The organism is Paraburkholderia acidipaludis NBRC 101816 (assembly GCF_000684975.1).
GTDB classification, from domain to species: Bacteria; Pseudomonadota; Gammaproteobacteria; order Burkholderiales; family Burkholderiaceae; genus Paraburkholderia; species Paraburkholderia acidipaludis.
The window spans coordinates 181,966-200,353 of record NZ_BAXZ01000016.1 but is presented as its reverse complement, the minus strand read 5'-3'; the positions used below and the strand labels follow the sequence as shown (position 1 = coordinate 200,353).

The window sequence follows — 18,388 nt, the reverse complement described above, 5'->3', positions numbered from 1 at the left end:
TGAATGGATTCGCCATTCGAATACCTTAGCGACGGGTCGGACGAAGGTCCTTTCATGGCGCCGACTACAGCCTGTTCACAATCGAAATCCACGAAGAACCTAAAAAAACGGGGCGCACCGCAGTGCGCCCCGTATCGTTCTTGCCCGACCCAGCCGGCGCTTACACCTTCTTGCCCGTTTCCACCTTCCAGACCCAGTTCGCCGGATCGGCCACCTTGCCGCGCTGAATGCCGGTGAGCAGCGTGCGGATGCGGCGCGTGACTTCGCCTTCGCCGCCGTCGCCAATCGTGAATTCGCCGCCCGCATGGCGCACCTGGCCGATCGCCGTGACCACGGCCGCCGTGCCGCACGCGAAGCTTTCCTTCACGCGGCCGCTCGCGGCGCCTTCACGCCACGTATCGAACGCGACCGGCGCTTCCTTGACCTCGATGCCTTCCTTGCGGGCCAGCTCGATGATCGACGCGCGCGTGATGCCCGGCAGGATCGTGCCCGAGAGCGGCGGCGTGACGAGCGAGCCGTCGTCCATCGCGAAGAACACGTTCATGCCGCCCAGTTCTTCGATCCAGCGGTGCTCGGCCGCGTCGAGAAACACGACCTGGTCGCAGCCCTTGGCCGTTGCCTCGGTCTGCGCGATCAGGCTCGCCGCGTAGTTGCCGCCGCACTTGGCCGCGCCCGTGCCGCCGGGCGCCGCGCGCGTGTACTGGTCCGACACCCACACCGTCACCGCCGACTTGCCCGACTTGAAGTAGGGGCCGACCGGGCAGGCGATCACGCAGAAGATGTATTCCGCCGAGGCGCGCACGCCGAGGAAGCTCTCGGCGGCGAACATGAACGGGCGGATGTAGAGGCTGCCGTCACCGCCGGGCACCCAGGCCTGGTCGATATCGACGAGCGCGTCGATGGCTTGCATGAAGAGCTCTTCGGGCAGTTCCGCCATCGACATGCGGGCCGCCGAGGCGCGGAAGCGCTTTGCGTTTTCCTGCGGGCGGAACAGGGCGATCGAGCCGTCTTCGCGGCGATACGCCTTCATGCCTTCGAAGATTTCCTGAGCGTAATGGAGCACGGCGCAGGCCGGGTCGATCTGGAACGGGCGGCGCGCCTCGACCTTGGCGTCGTGCCAGCCCTGCCCCTCGGTCCAGCGGATCGTGACCATGTGGTCGGTGAAGACCCGGCCGAAAACCGGGCTTTCCAGGCGCGCGGCGATCTGGTCCGCAGGCGTGGGGTTGGGATGTTGTTCGACGGCGAATTGCAGGCGACTGCTAGTGCTCATGTTTCTCGGTCTCGCGGTTGTTGATTGCGGTTGTCCGCGTATTTTCGGTCTTTTTTCGGGTTTGGTGCAGATTTTCCGGCAGGCGGGCGCGCCGCCTTCTCGCGGTGGCACGCGAGTCCCAAAAAGTATGGCGGCGCAGAGTTTCTTCATACGTGCCGTCAATACCATACCTTTGAGGTATGAAAATCCACTAGCAAAAGTATTGGACGCTGTCAAGGCCGGCGCGTATAAAACCACTCCATGAACTTCACACATGCAATTTCCGCCATGGCCTCAGTGACGATTGAACGCATCGAAACCCGTCTCGTTGATCTGCCGACGATCCGCCCGCACAAGCTTTCGGTCGCCACGATGCACGGGCAAACCCTGATGCTGGTAAAGGTGTACTGCAGCGACGGCGTGATCGGCATCGGCGAGGGCACCACGATCGCGGGTCTTGCTTACGGCCCGGAAAGCCCCGAGTCGATGAAACTTGCGATCGACGCCTATTTCGCGCCGGCCATGATCGGCCAGGATCCCACCCGCATTCAGGCGCTGATGGCGCACCTCGGCAAGCTCGTCAAGGTCAACCACTTCGCGAAGAGCGCGCTCGAAACGGCCTTGCTCGATGCGCAAGGCAAGCGTCTTGGCGTGCCGGTGAGCGAGCTGCTGGGCGGTCGCCGCCGCGAGCGCCTGCCGGTGGCCTGGACCCTGGCTTCGGGCGACACCTTCAAAGACGTTGCCGAAGCCGAAGCGATGCTCGAAGCGCGGCGGCACAACGTCTTCAAGCTGAAAATCGGCGCAAAGGAACTCAAGGCCGACATTCGCCACGTTGCCGAGATCAAGAGGGCCGTTGGCGAGCGCGCCGCGGTGCGCGTGGACGTCAACATGGCCTGGAGCGAGACGCAGGCGGCGTGGGCCATTCCGGCACTGGCCGAGGCCGGCTGCGAACTGGTCGAGCAGCCCGTGGCCTCCAGGGCGGCGTTGGCGCGCCTGACGGGCCGCTTCCCGGTGGCGCTGATGGCCGACGAAATCCTGCAGGGCCCGGAAAGCGCCTTCGAGATCGCGAAGCACCACGGCGCCGACGTGTTCGCGATCAAGATCGAACAGAACGGCGGGCTCTTTGCCGCGCAGCGCGTGGCCGCGATTGCCGATGCGGCGGGTATCGAGCTCTATGGCGGCACGATGCTCGAAGGCGCGTTCAGCACGGTTGCCTCGGCGCATCTGTTCGCCAGCTTCGCCAACCTGCAGTGGGGCACCGAATTGTTCGGACCGCTATTGATCACGGAAGAGATCCTGACGAAGCCGCTCGATTACAGCAACTTCGAGCTGGCCGTGCCGAACGGCCCGGGTCTGGGCATCGAACTGGACGAAGCGCGGGTCAAGCGCTTCACCCGCGATGGACTCGTCAAAGTCACCCGGTAATCCCGGCAAAAGATCCAAAGGAAGCTGACGATGCTTTACCACGTACGAATGGATGTGAATCTCCCGAACGACCTTTCCGCGGATGCCGCCGGCGAGATCAAGGCACGCGAGAAGGCGTACTCGCAGGCGCTGCAAAAGAGCGGCAAGTGGCGCCATATCTGGCGTCTCACGGGCGAGTACGCCAACTACAGCATCTTCGACGTGGAGAGCAACGCCGAGCTGCACGACATCCTGACGGGTTTGCCGCTGTTCCCGTACATGAAGATTTCGGTGACGCCGTTGTGTCGTCATCCGTCGTCGATTCGTGACGACGACGTTTGAGCCCAGGAGCCGTGTGATTTCGAGGGCAAGTGCGTCCCGAGTCGTTTTTTCCCCGAGAACTATGTGGAGACAGTAATCATGAGCGCCAAAGTATTCGACACCAAAGAAGTGCAGGACCTGCTGAAGACCGCGACCAACATCGACGGCAAGGACGGCAACGCCCGCTTCAAGCAGATTCTCAATCGTCTGCTGAGCGATCTGTTCAAGGCGATCGATGACCTCGACATCTCGCCCGACGAAGTCTGGGCCGGCGTCAACTATCTGAACAAGCTTGGCCAGGACGGAGAAGCGGCGCTGCTCGCCGCCGGTCTCGGCCTGGAAAAGTATCTCGACATTCGCATGGATGCCGCGGACAAGGCGGTCGGTCTCGACGGCGGCACGCCGCGCACGATCGAAGGCCCGCTCTATGTGGCCGGTGCAACGGTTCACGACGGCGTGGCGAAGATCGACATCAATCCCGACGCCGACGCCGGCCCGCTCGTGATTCACGGCACGGTCACCGGCACGGACGGCGAGCCGGTTGCCGGCGCGGTGGTGGAATGCTGGCACGCCAATTCGAAGGGCTTCTATTCGCACTTCGACCCGACCGGCGCGCAAAGCGATTTCAACCTGCGCGGCGCGGTCAAGACCGATGCGAACGGCAAGTACGAGTTCCGCACGCTCATGCCGGTAGGCTATGGCTGCCCTCCGCAGGGCTCGACCCAGCGGCTGCTGAACGAGATCGCCCGCCACGGCAACCGCCCGGCGCACGTGCACTTCTTCGTCGCGGGCGAGCAGCATCGCAAGCTGACCACGCAATTCAACATCGACGGCGATCCGCTGATCTGGGACGACTTCGCCTACGCCACCCGCGAGGAGCTGATTCCGCCCGTGGCCGAAAAGACGGGCGGCGCCGCGCTGGGCCTCAAGAGCGACGTCTATAAGGACATCGAATTCAACTTCGTCCTGACTCCGCTGGTTCAGGGCAAGGACAACCAGATCGTCCATCGCCTGCGCGCCGAAGCCGCGGCGTAACCGTCCCACACGGCGGCGGTGCGCTCGCGCCGCCGCCGCTCGAATCCCCCAAGACCCGTTCGACACCGATGCAGGCCCTGCCTGCAGGGGCCGGTGCGCGCATAGGGAGAGGAAACATGACCGCCATTCACGATCACGCCAACGAACTCGATCACCTGCTCCCCACGGCGGTGCAGGACGACAAAGAGGCCGGTGTATTCCGTTGCCGTCGCGATATCTTCACCAACGCCGATTTGTTCGAACTGGAGATGAAACACATCTTCGAGAGCAACTGGGTGTACCTGGCGCACGAAAGCCAGATTCCGAACAACAACGACTACTACACCACGTGGATCGGTCGCCAGCCGGTGGTCATCACGCGCGACAAGACCGGAGCGCTGCACGCGTCCATCAACGCCTGCGCGCACAAAGGGGCAATGCTGTGCCGGCGCAAGCACGGCAACAAGGGCAGCTTCACGTGCCCGTTCCACGGCTGGACCTTCTCCAACACCGGCAAGCTGCTGAAGGTGAAGGACGAGAAGACGACCGAATATCCCGTGCAGTTCAACACGAACGGCTCGCATGACCTGAAGAAGGTGGCACGCTTCGAGAGCTATCGTGGCTTCCTGTTCGGCTGTCTCAATGCGGATGCCATGCCGCTGGAAGACTACCTGGGCGAAGCGCGGGTGATCATCGACCAGATCGTCGATCAGGCGCCGAATGGGATCGAAGTGCTGCGCGGCAACTCCTCGTACGTCTACGACGGCAACTGGAAGATGCAGATGGAGAACGGCTGCGACGGCTACCACGTCAGCACCGTGCACTGGAATTACGCCGCGACGATGGGGCGGCGCAAGGAAGACGGCACGCAGGCGGTGGACGCGAACAGCTGGAGCAAGTCGGTGGCGGGCGTCTACGGCTTCGACCATGGCCACATCCTGTTGTGGACGCAGACGATGAATCCGGAAGTGCGGCCGGTCTATCGGCAGCGCGACGAAATTTGCGCTCGCGTGGGCGAAGTGAAGGCGGATTTCATCGTCAACCAGACGCGCAACCTCTGCGTGTATCCGAACGTGTTCCTGATGGATCAGTTCAGCACGCAGATTCGCGTGGTGCGGCCGATCAGCGTGGACAAGACCGAGGTCACCATTTTCTGCTTCGCCCCGAAGGGCGAGAGTGCCGTCGATCGTGCGATTCGGGTGCGCCAGTACGAGGACTTCTTCAACGTCTCGGGCATGGGTACGGCCGACGATCTGGAGGAGTTCCGCGCCTGCCAGTCCGGTTATGCCGGCATCACGGCGATGTGGAACGACCTGTCGCGCGGCGCGCCGTTGTGGGTGGAAGGCGCGGACGCCAATGCGCAGAAGATGGGCCTCAAGCCGCTCATTTCGGGCGAGCGCAGCGAGGACGAAGGTCTCTTCGTGTGTCAGCACGAATACTGGGCGCGCACGATGCGTGGCGCGCTGAAGAAGGAACGTGAGGAAACCGTAGCATGAGCTTCGATTACCAAACCATCTGCGCGGTGTTGTACCGCGAAGCGCGCCTGCTCGACGATCGCCAGTGGGACGAATGGCTGGCCTGCTATGCCGAGGACGTCACGTACTGGATGCCGGCGTGGGACGACGACGACCAGTTGACCGACGATCACGAGAGCCAGATCTCGCTGATGTACTACCCCGACCGGGGCGGGCTGGAAGATCGCGTCTTTCGCATCAAGACCGAGCGCAGCGGCGCATCGACACCCGAGCCGCGCACGAGCCACAACGTCACCAACGTGGAAGTGCTGGCCGATCGCGGCGACGAAGTGGACGTGCGCTACAACTTCCACACCCTCAGCCATCGCTACAGAACGAACGATCAGTTCTTCGGAACGATGTTCGTCACGTTGCGCCGGGCCGGCGACGATTTGCTGATTGCCTATAAGAAGATCGTGCTGAAGAACGACTACATCCGGCAGGTACTCGACGTCTATCACGTTTGACGTCGAACGTTAGATCCCTGAGGGGAGTTGGAGGAGGTTCCATGTCCAGTTACAAGATTGCGCTGAACTTCGAAGACGGCGTGACGCGCTTTATCGAATGCAAGGCCGGCGAGAAGGTTCTCGACGCCGCGTTCCGCGCCCGGATCAATCTGCCGATGGATTGCTCGGACGGCGTATGCGGCACCTGCAAGTGCCGCGCCGAAAGCGGGCGTTACGACCTCGGCGACGACTATATCGAAGACGCGCTGAGCGAGGACGAGAAGGACGGCGGCCTCGTGCTCACCTGCCAGATGGTGCCGCAGAGCGACTGCGTGATTGCCGTGCCGGCCGCGTCCGCCGTGTGCAAGACCGGGCAAAGCAAGTTCGGCGCGAGCGTGGCGAAAGTCGAGCCGCACAACGACGCGGCCATCGTGCTCGAACTGGACGTGGAGGCGAACGCACCGGTGTTTCTGCCCGGCCAGTACGTCAACATCGACGTGCCGGGCAGCGGCCAGCATCGTTCGTATTCCTTTTCTTCTGCGCCGGGCGAATCGCGCGTCAGCTTTCTGATCAAGAAGATTCCCGGCGGCGTGATGAGCGGCTGGCTCGAATCGGCGCAGCCGGGCGACAAGCTCGATCTGACTGGGCCGCTCGGCAGCTTTTATCTGCGCGGCGTGCAGCGGCCGCTGCTGTTCCTCGCCGGCGGCACGGGCCTCGCTCCGTTCCTTTCGATGCTCGAGGTGCTGGCGCGCGCCGGTTCGCAGCAAAAAGTGCATCTGATCTATGGCGTGACGCGCGACCTCGACCTCGTGCAGGTCGAGGCGATCGAGGCGTACACGGCGAAGCTGGCGAATTTCAGCTACGCGACCGTCGTGGCCGACGCGGCTTCGAGCCATCCGCGCAAGGGCTGGGTGACGCAGCACATCCCGGCGGACGCGCTGAACGACGTCGACGTCGACGTTTATCTGTGCGGGCCGCCGCCTATGGTCGACGCCGTGCGCAAGCATTTCGACGACGAAGGCGTAACACCCAACAGCTTCCACTACGAGAAGTTCACGCCCAACGTTGCGCCGAAGGCGGCATGACCATGCAGCGATTCTCAGGCAAGGTCATGGTGGTCACGGGCGCGGCGCAGGGCATCGGTCGCGGTGTTGCGCTGCGCGCGGCCGCCGAAGGCGCCAGGGTGCTGCTGGTCGATCGCGCCGATTTCGTCGCCGAAGTGGCGACGGAAGTAGCGGCCGAAGCGGGGCGTATGGGAACGACGGCGGATACCGCGGGATTCGTTGCCGACCTCGAAACCTACGACGGCGCGGCAGCGGCGATGGCATTCGCCGCGCAGCGATTTGGATGCATCGATATCCTGATCAATGGCGTGGGCGGGGCGATACGCATGCGTCCGTTCGCGGAGTTCGAACCGGCGCAGATCGACGCCGAAATCCGCCGTTCGCTGATGCCCACGCTTTACACCTGTCATGCCGTGCTGCCGCATCTGCTGGCGCGTGGAGGCGGAACCATCGTCAATATTTCGTCCAACGCCACGCGCGGCATTCGTCGGGTGCCGTACTCGGCGGCCAAGGGCGGCGTCAATGCGCTCACGCAGTCGCTGGCGATGGAATACGCGCAACGCAATATTCGCGTGGTCGCCACCGCGCCGGGCGGCACCAGCGCTCCCCCGCGGCGCGTGCCGCGCAATGCGGCCGGCGACAGCGACCAAGAAAGGGCCTGGATGGGCGAAGCGGTGCAGCAGGTTACCGAATCGACGTTTTTCAAGCGCTACGGCAGCATCGACGAACAGGTCGCACCTATCTTGTTCCTCGCGTCGGACGAGGCCAGCTATATCACCGGCTCGGTGTTGCCGGTGGCGGGCGGCGACACGGGTTGATTCGCGACGCGGCGCGTTCGCGTGTTGACGAGCCGGCACTTGTCCAAAGAAACGCATGGCGAAGCGCCACGCGAGTTTGCGGGCACGCCGGCAGGTTCGGTCGATAAAGCAATGAGTTAAACTATTTTCGCCAGGCTGGGCCTGACATTGCAACACGGCGGAACAAGACCGAACCAGAAGCGGGACGAAATTTCACAGTCATGAACATCGAGCTGCGACACCTGCGCTATTTCGTGGCGGTAGCCGAAGAGCGCAATTTCACGCGTGCCGCCCAGCGCCTGCATATTGCCCAGCCGCCGCTCTCGCGCCAGATCCAGCAACTCGAAGAGGTGCTCGGGGTCCAGCTCTTCGAGCGCAATTCGCGGCCGCTCAAGCTCACCGACACGGGCCGCTTCTTCTATTCGCACGCGATCCAGCTGCTTGCGCAGAGCGCCGAACTCGAATCGATGACGCGGCGCGTCGGCAAGATCGAACGCAATCTTTCTATCGGCTACGTCGGCTCGACGCTCTACGGCATGCTGCCCAAAATCATTCGCCGCTTTCGTCAGGAGAACGGCGCTGTCGAGCTGAGCTTGCACGAAATGACCACGATGGAGCAGATCAAGGCGCTCAAGGAAGGCCGCATCGACGTGGGCTTCGGGCGCCTGCGGCTCGAAGATCCCAGCATCCGGCGCGTGGTGCTGCGCGAGGAGCGCATGATCGTGGCGTTGCCGCTCGGGCATCCGCTCATCGAGGCCAAGCCGGTGCTCTCGCTCACCGACCTCCTCAGCGAGACGCTCATCATTTTCCCGAAGGCGCCGCGTCCGAGCTATGCGGACCAGGTGCTGGCCGCCTTTCACGACCGCTCGCTCGAGCCGCATCGCATCTACGAAACGCGCGAACTGCAGATCGCGCTCGGGCTCGTCGCCGCGGGAGAAGGCATCTCGATCGTGCCGAGCAGCGTGCACGGCCTCAAGCGCGACGACATCCTCTACAAAGAGCTGGACGACCCCAGGCTCGTTTCGCCGATCATCATGAGCATGCGGCTGCTCGACGAGTCCGAGGACGTCACGCGCATGCTCCATCTCATCTACAACCTCTACGACGAAGCGGGAATGGCCTACATGGCCTCCGCGGAGCCCGACGGGAAGGCGGCCGGAGCGGATCGCACCGAGCCGGATAGTTGAAACTTTCAACTACTTTGACTATAGTTCGCTGCGTCGACGGTTCAGCCCGCCGCGCAACGGGAGCTTGCGCTTGTCTACCGCCTCGTACGCCGATTTCCTCACCTTCCGGCTCGATCTCACGAGCGCGCTTCTGTGCGAGCGCGCCAACGCCGTTTACCGCGAGCGCTGGGGGCTCGACGTGCGCGCGCTGCGCGTGCTGCGCATCGTCTGCGGTGAACCTGGCATCACGCCCAAGGCCGTCTCGCAACAGGCGCTGATCGAAAAGACGCTGCTGTCCAAAACGCTGGCCGAACTGGAGTCGCGCGGGTTGATCGGCCGCGGCATGCATCGCGAGGACCGCCGCAGCGTCGCGATTCGCGCGACGCCCGAGGGCGTGAAGGTGGCGCGTGACTCGGCGCAGGCCGGGGCCGAGCTCGAAGCCGAACTGGCCGTGGCGCTCACCGTGACAGAACGCAGGACACTCGACCGTCTGCTCGAAAAGCTGTCGAGCAGTCTGCTCGACGGCGCGGCGCAGGCGTAGCCTGGGTCCGCCCGGCCTGGCCCGGTATGCGCATGCCCGAATCGTCATTACGTCAGCATTTACGCCCGCATTTGAGCCGGCATCAAAAGGAGCTCCCCATGTCTTCTCAAGTCGAAACACGGCTGCCGGAAACCGCCGCGCCCGCCATCGAGGCGCTCTTGCCCGACCTCGAAGCCACGATGCTGTACGCGGTTGCCGCGTGGCTGGGCCATGAACGCGAGGCCGCCGCGTGAACCCAGACCTGAGCGCGCACGTGAGCGCGCATATGAACGCTCACACGGCGTACACGGCACTCGATCTGATCGGCACGTTCGCCTTCGCCATCTCGGGCGCGGTGGCCGCGCGGCAGCGCCGCCTCGACCTGTTCGGTATCGTCGTCGTGACCTTCATGGTGGCTTGCGGCGGCGGTATTCTGCGCGATGTCTGCATCGGCGCGATTCCGCCCGCTGGGCTGTCGAACTGGGCCTATCTTGCCGTGACGCTGCTGGCGGCGGTGCTGACCATTGCCGCCTATCCGCAGGTGCGGCGCCTGCGCCACCCGGTGCTGTTCTTCGACGCGATCGGGCTCGGCCTGTTCGCGGTAGCCGGCGCGCAGAAAACGTGGATCTGGACCGACAGCGCGGAAACTGCCATTGCACTCGGCATGGTGAGCGCGGTGGGCGGCGGCGTGCTGCGCGATATCCTGCTTTCGCGCGTGCCCGCGATTCTCGAACGCGAGATCTATGCGTCGGCCGCGCTGCTCGGCGCGTCGCTGCAGGTGGGGCTCACGTATCTTGGCTGGTCGTCGTTCTGGACGCCATGGGTGGCCACCGTCGCCTGCGTGCTGCTGCGGCTCGCCTCGCTGTACTACGGCTGGCGCTTGCCCGTGTTTCATCTGCGCGAACCGGGGAAGCCGCGCGAGGCGCCCGCGGCGCGAACTTCGACCGCCGCGGACGAGCGGCATGACGTGCCGCGCTGAGGCGGCTGGCGAACCGCTGAGTCTCCTGCGCGTGTACGATGGCGCTTTCTGTTCAGGAGACGGCAGACGATGACTAAAATCGGGCATCTCGAGATCCCGGGCTTCCCCGGTTCGGCGGCGCGGCGCGTGTGGCTCAAAGGCGTGAGCGCCATGGCGACGGCGTCCGCCATGGGCACCTTCGCGGGCGCACAGCCGGCGCGCGCGGCCAGCAAGAGCGCCGCGTCCATGCAGGCGGAGCAGGACGGCAACGCGCTCTTCGCCTATGTGGGCACGTACACGCCGCATGGGCTCGGCATCCATCGCTTTCGCGTGGATCGCGCGACCGGCAAGCTCGAAGCCCTGCCGGCCGTGCAGGGTATCGAGAACCCGAGCGCGCTCGCCGTCGACCCGCAACAACGCTTTCTCTTCAGCGTGAGCGAGGTGAAGAACTACAACGGCACGACGAACGGCTCGGTGAGCTCGTATGCCATCGAACCGGGTACGGGCGAACTGCGCCGGATCGGCACCGTCAACTCGCAGGGCGCCGGGCCGGTCTATCTGAGCCTGCATCCCAATGGCCGCTTTCTGCTGGTGGCGAACTACGTGAGCGGCAGCGTGGCCGTGCTGCCGGTGGGCGGCGACGGCGCGCTGGGCGAAGCGGTTTCCGTGCAGGCTCCGCAGGCGCCGGCGGGCGCGGAGCATGCGGCCGAAGGCGTGCCGGGCAGCTTCGCCATCAGCGACCACGACGGCCCGCACGCGCATACGATCGTGCCTTCGCCCGATGGCCGTTTCGCGATCTCGACCGACCTTGGCGTCGATCGCACCTATGTCTGGAAGTTCGACGCGGCAAGCGGCGCGCTTACGCCGAACGATCCGCCGTTCGTCGCGGCTTCGGCCGGCGCGGGGCCGCGGCACGTCGCGTTTCATCCGAACGGGCGCTTCATGTACGAAGTCACGGAAGAGGCGTCCACGCTCGTCTGCTACGGCTACGATGCGGCGCATGGCACGCTCACGCAGCTTCAGTCGGTGTCGACGCTGCCGGCGGGCTACGAGGGCACGAGTTTCGCATCGGAAATCATGCTCTCGCACGACGCCCGCTTCATCTACGTGGCCAACCGGTTGCACGACACGATCGCGCAGTTCGGCATCGGCGCGGACGGGCGCGTGCACTGGATCGGCGAGATTCATACGGGCGGCGACTATCCGCGCGTGATCCGCTTCGACCCGTCGGGGCGTTTCCTTTATTCGCTGAACCAGCGCAGCGACCACATTGCGATCTTCGCGGCCGACAAGGCGAGCGGCAAGCTGCACTTCACCGGCAATTACGTGGCCGTTGGCAGTCCTTCGGATATCGCGTTCGCTTCCGTGTGACCCGATCCGCAGCGTTGCTGCCGACTGCCGGTTGCTGATAAAAAAACCGCGCACGCCCGAAGGCGTGTGCGGTTTTCGTTTTCTGGCACGACAGGTCCGGCGCGTGGCCGGACCGCGTCATCAGAAGATGTTGCGCAGGCCGATTGCGACAGCGGTCTGGTTGTTGCGACCCGGGTAGTCGATGGTGTAGGCGCCCGTGCCGTGCGTGAAGTCGACGGTGCCGTAGACTTCGGTGCGCTTGGACAGCGAGTACTCGGCGAGCAGCGTGGCCGAGTAGTTGATACCTACGCCGAGCGTCGTGTCGCCGGGCATGACTGCGTTGCGGGCGTGACCGTAGTAGCCGGCGGCCGTCAGAGCCAGCGGCGCCGTGACTTGCCATTGCGTGCCGACGTAGAAGTTGTCGTCGATACGGTTCGGGCTGAGGAGGCTCGACGTCGACGACAGGACCTGCGAGGTGGCGAGGCCGCTCTGCTGCTCGTAGATGTCGGTGCCGCCGGTCTGATCCTGATAGTGCAGCCAGCCTGCCAGCAGCTTCATCGACGGGAGCACCGCGTAGACGGCGCCCACGTTCAGGGCGTTGAACTTCTTGCCGTTCACGTCGTTCTGCTGGAAGCCCACGAGCGTCTGCAGCGCGCCGACGTCGTACTCTGCCGTGAACGCATACATCTCGTTCGTGCCGACGCTGCCCGCCACGCCGCCGAAGCCATACATGGCTTCGATCTGCAGGCCGCCGATCGTGTTCTTGTACTTGACCGAGTTGCTCTGGAACAGGTACGGGCCGATCGGGTTATACGCCCAGCTGTCCTGCCAGTAGTCGGCAACGGTGAGCGGGTCGAACGTGTTGCCCATCGCCTCGAAGAACGGCGTCTGCTGGTAACCGAAAGTCACCGTACCGTAGACGTTGTTCGACAGACCGACGTAAGCGTTACGCGAGAAGAGCGGGGCGCCGGGAGGCAGTGCGCCGTTGAAGAGGTTGAACTGGTTCTCCAACTTGAAGATCGCCTGCGTGCCGTCGCCCAGATCTTCGGAGCCCTTCAGGCCGAAGCGGCTAGGCGTTTCCACGCCCTGGACCATCGAAGCGAGGCCGTCGTTCTGCGGGTTGGCGTTCGTCTGATAACGGATGGCCGTGTCAACCAGGCCATAAAGCGTAACCGAGCTTTGCGCGAAAGCCGACTGGGCCGAAAGGGCCAGCAGGGCGGCGCCGAGCGCGGCAGTAGTCTTTTTCATGAAAGTCCCCGACATTGTTTGACCAGCGGCGCGCACAGCGGGCGCCGCTATTACAGTTTTCGTTTCTGTCTGTACGCCGGCAAATTCCGGCGACTGAACGGTCGGGATGATATTTCCATTCATTAAATTTCAATAATGAATTTGCACCGGTGTCGCCCCGTTGCAACATGCGGTTGACTCCCGATATCGGAACCGGCGCGCATCCCGCGCGGTATCTGAAGGCCGGTTTTCGCCTTGTTTTCAATGGACTTGCGCCACCATTCCCGGATCGGCCCTGCCCGCGAGTTAACGCAAGGTTCGAGGGCTTTTACATAAACAACATTTCATGAAAGTTTAATGTAATGTGCGTTGTCCTGACGACAACTCCGACTGATGTCACGAAGGTAGTGGCGGCAGCTTTCGTACTCGCGCTTCGAGAGCCGGATGTTTTCGCTCGCAAGGCGCGTGTCGAACAGCACGAGCGAATCGGTTTCGCTCATCGCGTTGGCGGTCCGCTTGACGGCCGCCTTGGACACATGCAATTCCAGCAGCGGAAACGGAAAATCGCCCGGGTGCCTTCAGCAGGCACCCGGCGCAATCCATTTCTCCTTTCCGCTGTATTCGCCCTTGATCAGACAGATCACGCGGGCTCATGTTGTTTCGTTATGCCTGCACGAAGGCGAGCAGATCGGCATTCAGGACTTCTGCATTCACCGTTAGCATGCCGTGCGAAAAACCGGGGTATGTCTTCAGCGTTCCGTTTTTCAACAGCTTGATCGACTTCAGCGCCGCATCGGCGATCGGTACGATCTGATCGTCTTCTCCATGCAGCACCAGCGTCGGGACCGTGATGGTCTGGAGATCTTCTGTCTGATCCGTTTCCGAGAAGGCCTTGATGCCCTCGTAGTGCGCCTTCGCGCTCCCCATCATTCCCTGGCGCCACCAGTTCTGGATCACGCCTTGATGGACCGCCGCGCCGGGACGGTTGAAGCCGTAGAAGGGGCCCGCCGGGACGTCGACGAAGAACTGGGCGCGATTGTCGGCAAGCGCCTTGCGGAAACCGTCGAAGACCTCGATCGGGAGACCTTCCGGATTGGCCTCGGTCTTGAGCATGAGCGGGGGCACGGCGCTCACGAGCACCGCTTTGGCTACGCGCCCGCTGGGCTGCCCGTGTCTCGCCACATAACGGGCCACCTCGCCGCCGCCGGTTGAATGGCCGATATGCACGGCGTTGCGCAGATTGAGCGCCTCCACGACGGCAAAGGCGTCGGCTGCGTAGTGGTCCATATCATGTCCGTCCGAAACCTGCGACGAACGACCATGACCGCGTCGGTCGTGCGCGACGACGCGATAGCCTTTCTGGACGAAAAAGAGCAGTTGGGCGTCCCAATCGTCGGAAGATAGTGGCCAGCCGTGGTGGAAGACGATGGGCTGGGCGTCCTTGGGGCCCCAATCCTTGTAGAAGATTTCGACATTGTCCTTCGTCGTAACGTACGGCATGGTCATGCTCCTTTGACGTTATCCGGGTAATCGCCGGTCCACGGGATCCGGCGTCCGGGTGACAGAAGTTACCGCTTCGGCGAAAGGCCGCCGAAAGCGAACGACGCAAAGCGATGGGAAGACCGACATCGTGACGGAACAGGGCCACCCGTCCAAAATCATCCTAACAGTTCGGCAAGAAACGCTACTCGCCGCGGACACGTGCGCTTCGTCATTCCTTGCTGGACTGCGCCGCGGCTTGCTCGATCAGCTTCGCGACCTCGGCCGGATGCGACATGTAGGCCACGTGGCTCGAGTTGATCTCGACCGTCTTGCTGCCCGCGCGCTGGGTCATGAAACGCTCCAGATCGGGATTGATCGCGCGGTCCGCGGTTGCCACGACCGCCCAGCTCGGCTTGGTTCTCCATGCGGCGTGCGTGATCGGTACACCGAACGATTGCGCCGCCGGGGTCACTTGCGAAATGGCCATGAAGCTCGCTTCGGCCGCGGGCAGGTCGGCGGCGAAATCCTGATGGAAATCGGCCGGATCGATGTACAGGTGGCCGTCAGCGGTCGCCTTGATGGCCTTGGTCGCGGGCGGCATCTTCCTGGCCAGCTCGAGCGGGCTTTCGCCCGTGTCGGGCTGGAACGCGGCCACGTAGACGAGACCTGCGACCTTGTCGTCGTTGCCGGCCTCGGTCACGACCGCGCCGCCATAGCTGTGGCCGACGAGGATGCTCGGGCCGTCCTGCGCGTCGATCACGCGGGTGGTTGCCTTCACGTCGTCGTCGAACGAGGTTTCCGGCTCCTGCACGACGGAGACCTTGTAGCCGTCGCGCGTGAGGATCTTCGAAACGGCCTGCCAGCCCGAGCCGTCGGCGAAATACCCGTGGACGAGAACGACGTTCTTGATGGGCGCGGCCGTGGCGGCCTGCGAGCCGAGGGCGGCAGCGGAAAGGGCAACGGCGGCGGCGATGCGGGTTACGTATGAGGAAAGCTTCATTTTCATGCTCCTGAATAAGGGGTAAGGAAGACGTCGACAGGACAGTTCCCGCTCGATGAAGCCATCCTACTAGTAGGATGGTTAAGAGGCAAGGAAAATTTCGAGGCTGGAAATCGATCCCTGCTCCACGTACACTATCGCTCAATCAACCGACTAGATGGTAGGCTAAATGACAGCAACCGGAGACCTTACGGCAAACAGGATCATGGCGGCCGGCCGGCAACTCATCATGCGTCGCGGCTATAACGGGTTCAGTTATGCCGATATCGCGGAAGCGATCGACATTCGCAAGGCAAGCATTCACCACCACTTTCCCGCCAAAACCGATCTCGTGATCGCGGTGTTGAGCGAGTGGCGGGAGGCGTTTGACGCGGACGTGGAGGCACTTCAGGCGAGTGGCGCCGACGCTATTGCGCAGTTGCGTGCCTACGTGGGCCATTGGGAACGCTGCATTGCGGACGACTCGGCTCCGTTTTGCGTGGCGGGCATGCTTGGCGCCGAACTGCCTTCGCTGCCGGAAGAGGTGGCGCAAGGCGTGAAAACGTTCTTCGATAGCCTGACTTCGTGGCTAGAGGGGGTGTTTGAGTCCGGCGTGAAAAACGATCTCGTCAAACTGGAGTCATCGGTTCAAACCGAGGCCGCAACGCTCGTGTCGCTGGTCTACGGTGCCATGCTGGCTGCGCGGGCTTATGGTGGCGTCGCGCTGTTCAAGGATGTCACCGGGGGGGCAGTGGAAAGGCTGGTGAAGCCGCGCAAGCGGGCGCGATCGGGGTGATGTTGGCCTTGAAGCGATCACATGGGCTGCCCTGCGGTGTCGCGATCCGGAGTTTCGTCGACGACGCCCCAATGCGGTTGGTCGAAACCGGTGCAGAATAAGTGAGAATACAAGCGGACTCGCATCATTTCGCCATCCGATCGAATCGCGGCCAACGCCCACTTCAACCAATTTGCACGGGATCACATGACGAACCAGACTGGAATCAAGGCCTTCGTGTTCGACGTCTTCGGGACCGTCGTCGACTGGCGAAGCGGTGTTGCACGAGAAGCCAGGCCCTTCCTGAATCGGTACGCACCGGCGCTGGATGCCTTCGATTTCGCGGATGCGTGGCGTCGCGAGTATTCACCCGCAATGGAAGAAGTCCGCAGCGGGCGCCGACCTTACGTTCGGCTGGATGTCCTGCATCGCGAGAATCTCGTGAAGGTACTGACGCACTACGGGATCGTCGGGGCGGCGGAGTCCGAGATCGATGAACTCAACCTGGCGTGGCACCGTCTGGATCCATGGCCCGATTCGGTCGAGGCACTGCGCCGCATGAAGCGCGAATTCATTATCGCGCCCCTCTCCAACGGAAACATCCGGTTGATGGTGGACATGGCCAAACGGGCCGGTTTGCCGTGGGACGCCATTCTTGGCGCCGAGGTCGTGCGTGCTTATAAGCCTTCGCCGCAGGTCTACAGCGAGACGGCGGACATGCTCGGTCTTGCTCCGGCCGAAGTCTGCCTTGTGGCAGCCCACAACGGCGATCTCGCTGCGGCCCGCCGGTGCGGCTTGGCCACGGCTTTCGTTGCGCGACCGACCGAGCATGGCCCTCACCAGCAGACGGACCTGAAGGCGGAGCAGGCATGGGAGTTCGTTGTCGGCGATTTGAACGAACTGGCGGACGAACCTGGCTGCTGCCGTTGACTGCAGCGTGAGGCACGCCATGCTCTCAGGTACTCTTGTGCGTACGATCCAATGAGCGAATCTCTTGAGCGCGATCTCGTCTGCGCCATACAGCAGAATCAATGGAACAAACGGATTCTGGATCGGGCGCCCCGGCTTGGCTTTGAGGATTGGTGGCTAACTGCCGGCTGTATTGCGCAGTCGGTCTGGAACCTGGCCTCCAGTCGCGACATTCACGCAGGCATTTTGGACTACGATCTATTCTACTACGACCCAGACACTTCCTGGCAGGCTGAGGACGCCGTAATTCGCGAGGCCAAAAGGCTGTTTGCGGACTTTCCTGCCGAAGTGCAGGTTCGCAACCAGGTTCGTGTTCCGATCTGGTATCCGACGAAATTCGGCATCCCGTTCGGTGCCGTGAGCCGGGCCTCGGACGGGATCGATCGATTCCCGTGTGCGACGGTTGCCGTCGGCGTGCAACGCCGGGACGAGCGTTTTGAAGTCTATTCGCCCTTTGGGTTGCGAGACCTGTTCGACGGCAAACTGAAGCCGAACAGGCGTTTACCGATATCCGACGTGTATGCCCGGAAGACGGAGCGTTGGCAGCAGGAGTGGCCGCACCTTCTACGAGAGCCCTGGTAAGGATCGGGCCCCGTCTTCAACTTCGCTCAGAGCCGATTTGCAGGCGTGCGAGCTCCGCCGTCATCGGCTTGCTCACGAACATCTTGCGGTAGTCTCTACGGGCGGCGTGAATACCGCCGGGTCGGCCAGCACGTCCGGGCGAATAAGTGCTTTCGCGGCCGATATCTCGGTTGGATACGAGGTGTAGTTCATCAGATTGGGGCCTTATGGTTACTTGCATCGTACGGCGATCATGGCGCGTGCACAGGAGAACCAGGTATTTGCCGTGATGGCCAACCGGGTGCACGAAGGCAGCGGCAACATCACGTTCGCGGGAGGCAGCGCGGCGGTGGATCCGTTCGGGCGGCTGATTTTCGAAGCAGGGCGTGAAGAGAGCCGCTATGGGGTGGAGCTGGATTTCGGCCAGATCGGCGCGGCGCATAAACTCTACGACTACGGGCGCGATCAGCGCTTACCGGTTCCTGGCGAGTGTGTCGAGCACGCCGATGGCCGTTATGAACGGCTGATTCTCTGAGCGGGCGGTAGAAATCGCGCTCGGCATTTGCACAAGCCGCACGTTTCCGTTATTCTA

The 18,388-nt window shown here is 63.1% G+C and carries 21 protein-coding genes; 16 read left to right on the top strand and 5 right to left on the bottom strand.

The genetic code is table 11. From position 1 onward, the window contains the following. Positions 1-160: 160 nt before the first annotated feature. Positions 161-1,270 carry a branched-chain amino acid aminotransferase gene (locus tag BAC01S_RS18775; RefSeq protein ID WP_027796155.1) on the bottom strand — a complete coding sequence of 370 codons (1,110 nt, stop codon included), beginning with the start codon at positions 1,268-1,270 and terminating at the stop codon, positions 161-163. 267 nt (positions 1,271-1,537) lie between these two features. Between BAC01S_RS18775 and BAC01S_RS18770 the strand changes: the two genes are divergently transcribed. From BAC01S_RS18770 to BAC01S_RS31795, 12 genes are all read left to right on the top strand, one after another. Next, the gene (locus BAC01S_RS18770; RefSeq protein WP_027796154.1) at positions 1,538-2,674 is read left to right on the top strand and encodes a muconate/chloromuconate family cycloisomerase; all 1,137 of its coding nucleotides are present in this window, start codon (positions 1,538-1,540) and stop codon (positions 2,672-2,674) included. A gap of 30 nt (positions 2,675-2,704) precedes the next feature. Continuing rightward, the gene (gene catC / locus BAC01S_RS18765; RefSeq protein WP_027796153.1) at positions 2,705-2,995 is read left to right on the top strand and encodes a muconolactone Delta-isomerase; all 291 of its coding nucleotides are present in this window, start codon (positions 2,705-2,707) and stop codon (positions 2,993-2,995) included. Positions 2,996-3,073: 78 nt separating this feature from the next. Next, entirely contained in the window at positions 3,074-4,009 is a 936-nt protein-coding gene (gene catA, locus BAC01S_RS18760) for a catechol 1,2-dioxygenase (RefSeq protein WP_027796152.1), read from the top strand. 116 nt (positions 4,010-4,125) lie between these two features. Further along, complete coding sequence (locus tag BAC01S_RS18755) at positions 4,126-5,484, top strand: Rieske 2Fe-2S domain-containing protein (protein ID WP_027796151.1); 1,359 nt, start codon at positions 4,126-4,128, stop codon at positions 5,482-5,484. After that, on the top strand, positions 5,481-5,969 hold the full coding sequence (gene benB / locus BAC01S_RS18750; RefSeq protein ID WP_027796150.1) for a benzoate 1,2-dioxygenase small subunit: 489 nt from the start codon (positions 5,481-5,483) through the stop codon (positions 5,967-5,969). The genes BAC01S_RS18755 and benB overlap by 4 nt, the downstream gene beginning before the upstream one ends. A gap of 41 nt (positions 5,970-6,010) precedes the next feature. After that, the gene (gene benC, locus BAC01S_RS18745) at positions 6,011-7,033 is read left to right on the top strand and encodes a benzoate 1,2-dioxygenase electron transfer component BenC (RefSeq protein WP_027796149.1); all 1,023 of its coding nucleotides are present in this window, start codon (positions 6,011-6,013) and stop codon (positions 7,031-7,033) included. Continuing rightward, positions 7,030-7,830, top strand: coding sequence for a benzoate diol dehydrogenase BenD (gene benD / locus BAC01S_RS18740; RefSeq protein WP_027796148.1), 801 nt, complete (start codon positions 7,030-7,032; stop codon positions 7,828-7,830). The genes benC and benD overlap by 4 nt, the downstream gene beginning before the upstream one ends. 206 nt (positions 7,831-8,036) lie before the next feature. Next, entirely contained in the window at positions 8,037-8,996 is a 960-nt protein-coding gene (locus tag BAC01S_RS31805; RefSeq protein ID WP_043202773.1) for a LysR family transcriptional regulator, read from the top strand. 70 nt (positions 8,997-9,066) lie between these two features. After that, positions 9,067-9,516: a MarR family winged helix-turn-helix transcriptional regulator gene (locus BAC01S_RS18730; RefSeq protein WP_027796147.1), complete on the top strand. Its 450-nt coding sequence runs from the start codon at positions 9,067-9,069 to the stop codon at positions 9,514-9,516. A 98-nt stretch (positions 9,517-9,614) separates the two neighbouring features. Continuing rightward, a complete protein-coding gene (locus BAC01S_RS35825; RefSeq protein ID WP_281175925.1) occupies positions 9,615-9,749 on the top strand; it encodes a hypothetical protein in 135 nt (44 codons plus the stop codon). 32 nt (positions 9,750-9,781) lie between these two features. Next, entirely contained in the window at positions 9,782-10,474 is a 693-nt protein-coding gene (locus BAC01S_RS31800) for a trimeric intracellular cation channel family protein (protein ID WP_043202771.1), read from the top strand. Between the two features lie 69 nt (positions 10,475-10,543). Continuing rightward, positions 10,544-11,824 carry a lactonase family protein gene (locus BAC01S_RS31795; RefSeq protein WP_052408780.1) on the top strand — a complete coding sequence of 427 codons (1,281 nt, stop codon included), beginning with the start codon at positions 10,544-10,546 and terminating at the stop codon, positions 11,822-11,824. 120 nt (positions 11,825-11,944) lie between these two features. Here the strand turns inward: BAC01S_RS31795 and BAC01S_RS18710 are convergent, their stop codons facing one another. The 4 genes from BAC01S_RS18710 to BAC01S_RS18695 all read right to left on the bottom strand — a co-directional run bounded on the left by BAC01S_RS18710 (position 11,945) and on the right by BAC01S_RS18695 (position 15,512). Continuing rightward, positions 11,945-13,051, bottom strand: a complete 1,107-nt coding sequence (locus tag BAC01S_RS18710) for a porin (protein WP_027796146.1) — start codon at positions 13,049-13,051, stop codon at positions 11,945-11,947. 323 nt (positions 13,052-13,374) lie between these two features. Further along, positions 13,375-13,566 (bottom strand): hypothetical protein, encoded by a 192-nt coding sequence (locus BAC01S_RS18705; RefSeq protein WP_027796145.1) that lies wholly within the window; start codon positions 13,564-13,566, stop codon positions 13,375-13,377. A gap of 127 nt (positions 13,567-13,693) precedes the next feature. Beyond that, the gene (locus BAC01S_RS18700; RefSeq protein ID WP_027796144.1) at positions 13,694-14,530 is read right to left on the bottom strand and encodes an alpha/beta fold hydrolase; all 837 of its coding nucleotides are present in this window, start codon (positions 14,528-14,530) and stop codon (positions 13,694-13,696) included. Positions 14,531-14,741: 211 nt separating this feature from the next. Continuing rightward, positions 14,742-15,512, bottom strand: a complete 771-nt coding sequence (locus BAC01S_RS18695; protein WP_027796143.1) for an alpha/beta fold hydrolase — start codon at positions 15,510-15,512, stop codon at positions 14,742-14,744. Positions 15,513-15,681: 169 nt separating this feature from the next. On the opposite strand from BAC01S_RS18695, the gene BAC01S_RS18690 reads away from it, so the two are divergent. The 4 genes from BAC01S_RS18690 to BAC01S_RS18675 all read left to right on the top strand — a co-directional run bounded on the left by BAC01S_RS18690 (position 15,682) and on the right by BAC01S_RS18675 (position 18,331). After that, positions 15,682-16,287: a TetR/AcrR family transcriptional regulator gene (locus BAC01S_RS18690; RefSeq protein WP_027796142.1), complete on the top strand. Its 606-nt coding sequence runs from the start codon at positions 15,682-15,684 to the stop codon at positions 16,285-16,287. 186 nt (positions 16,288-16,473) lie between these two features. After that, positions 16,474-17,196 carry a haloacid dehalogenase type II gene (locus tag BAC01S_RS18685; protein WP_027796141.1) on the top strand — a complete coding sequence of 241 codons (723 nt, stop codon included), beginning with the start codon at positions 16,474-16,476 and terminating at the stop codon, positions 17,194-17,196. Positions 17,197-17,247: 51 nt separating this feature from the next. Further along, positions 17,248-17,817, top strand: a complete 570-nt coding sequence (locus BAC01S_RS18680; RefSeq protein ID WP_027796140.1) for a nucleotidyltransferase family protein — start codon at positions 17,248-17,250, stop codon at positions 17,815-17,817. 196 nt (positions 17,818-18,013) lie between these two features. Next, positions 18,014-18,331, top strand: coding sequence for a nitrilase-related carbon-nitrogen hydrolase (locus BAC01S_RS18675; protein WP_322786896.1), 318 nt, complete (start codon positions 18,014-18,016; stop codon positions 18,329-18,331). Positions 18,332-18,388 lie beyond the last annotated feature (57 nt).

Bases quoted from the DNA above. Each gene is read 5' to 3' on its own strand.
- BAC01S_RS18775 (WP_027796155.1), bottom strand. From the start codon at position 1,270: ATGAGCACTAGCAGTCGCCTGCAATTCGCCGTCGAACAACATCCCAAC.
- BAC01S_RS18770 (WP_027796154.1), top strand. From the start codon at position 1,538: ATGGCCTCAGTGACGATTGAACGCATCGAAACCCGTCTCGTTGATCTG.
- catC (WP_027796153.1), top strand. From the start codon at position 2,705: ATGCTTTACCACGTACGAATGGATGTGAATCTCCCGAACGACCTTTCC.
- catA (WP_027796152.1), top strand. From the start codon at position 3,074: ATGAGCGCCAAAGTATTCGACACCAAAGAAGTGCAGGACCTGCTGAAG.
- BAC01S_RS18755 (WP_027796151.1), top strand. From the start codon at position 4,126: ATGACCGCCATTCACGATCACGCCAACGAACTCGATCACCTGCTCCCC.
- benB (WP_027796150.1), top strand. From the start codon at position 5,481: ATGAGCTTCGATTACCAAACCATCTGCGCGGTGTTGTACCGCGAAGCG.
- benC (WP_027796149.1), top strand. From the start codon at position 6,011: ATGTCCAGTTACAAGATTGCGCTGAACTTCGAAGACGGCGTGACGCGC.
- benD (WP_027796148.1), top strand. From the start codon at position 7,030: ATGACCATGCAGCGATTCTCAGGCAAGGTCATGGTGGTCACGGGCGCG.
- BAC01S_RS35825 (WP_281175925.1), top strand. From the start codon at position 9,615: ATGTCTTCTCAAGTCGAAACACGGCTGCCGGAAACCGCCGCGCCCGCC.
- BAC01S_RS31800 (WP_043202771.1), top strand. From the start codon at position 9,782: ATGAACGCTCACACGGCGTACACGGCACTCGATCTGATCGGCACGTTC.
- BAC01S_RS31795 (WP_052408780.1), top strand. From the start codon at position 10,544: ATGACTAAAATCGGGCATCTCGAGATCCCGGGCTTCCCCGGTTCGGCG.
- BAC01S_RS18710 (WP_027796146.1), bottom strand. From the start codon at position 13,051: ATGAAAAAGACTACTGCCGCGCTCGGCGCCGCCCTGCTGGCCCTTTCG.
- BAC01S_RS18700 (WP_027796144.1), bottom strand. From the start codon at position 14,530: ATGCCGTACGTTACGACGAAGGACAATGTCGAAATCTTCTACAAGGAT.
- BAC01S_RS18695 (WP_027796143.1), bottom strand. From the start codon at position 15,512: ATGAAGCTTTCCTCATACGTAACCCGCATCGCCGCCGCCGTTGCCCTT.
- BAC01S_RS18690 (WP_027796142.1), top strand. From the start codon at position 15,682: ATGACAGCAACCGGAGACCTTACGGCAAACAGGATCATGGCGGCCGGC.
- BAC01S_RS18685 (WP_027796141.1), top strand. From the start codon at position 16,474: ATGACGAACCAGACTGGAATCAAGGCCTTCGTGTTCGACGTCTTCGGG.
- BAC01S_RS18680 (WP_027796140.1), top strand. From the start codon at position 17,248: ATGAGCGAATCTCTTGAGCGCGATCTCGTCTGCGCCATACAGCAGAAT.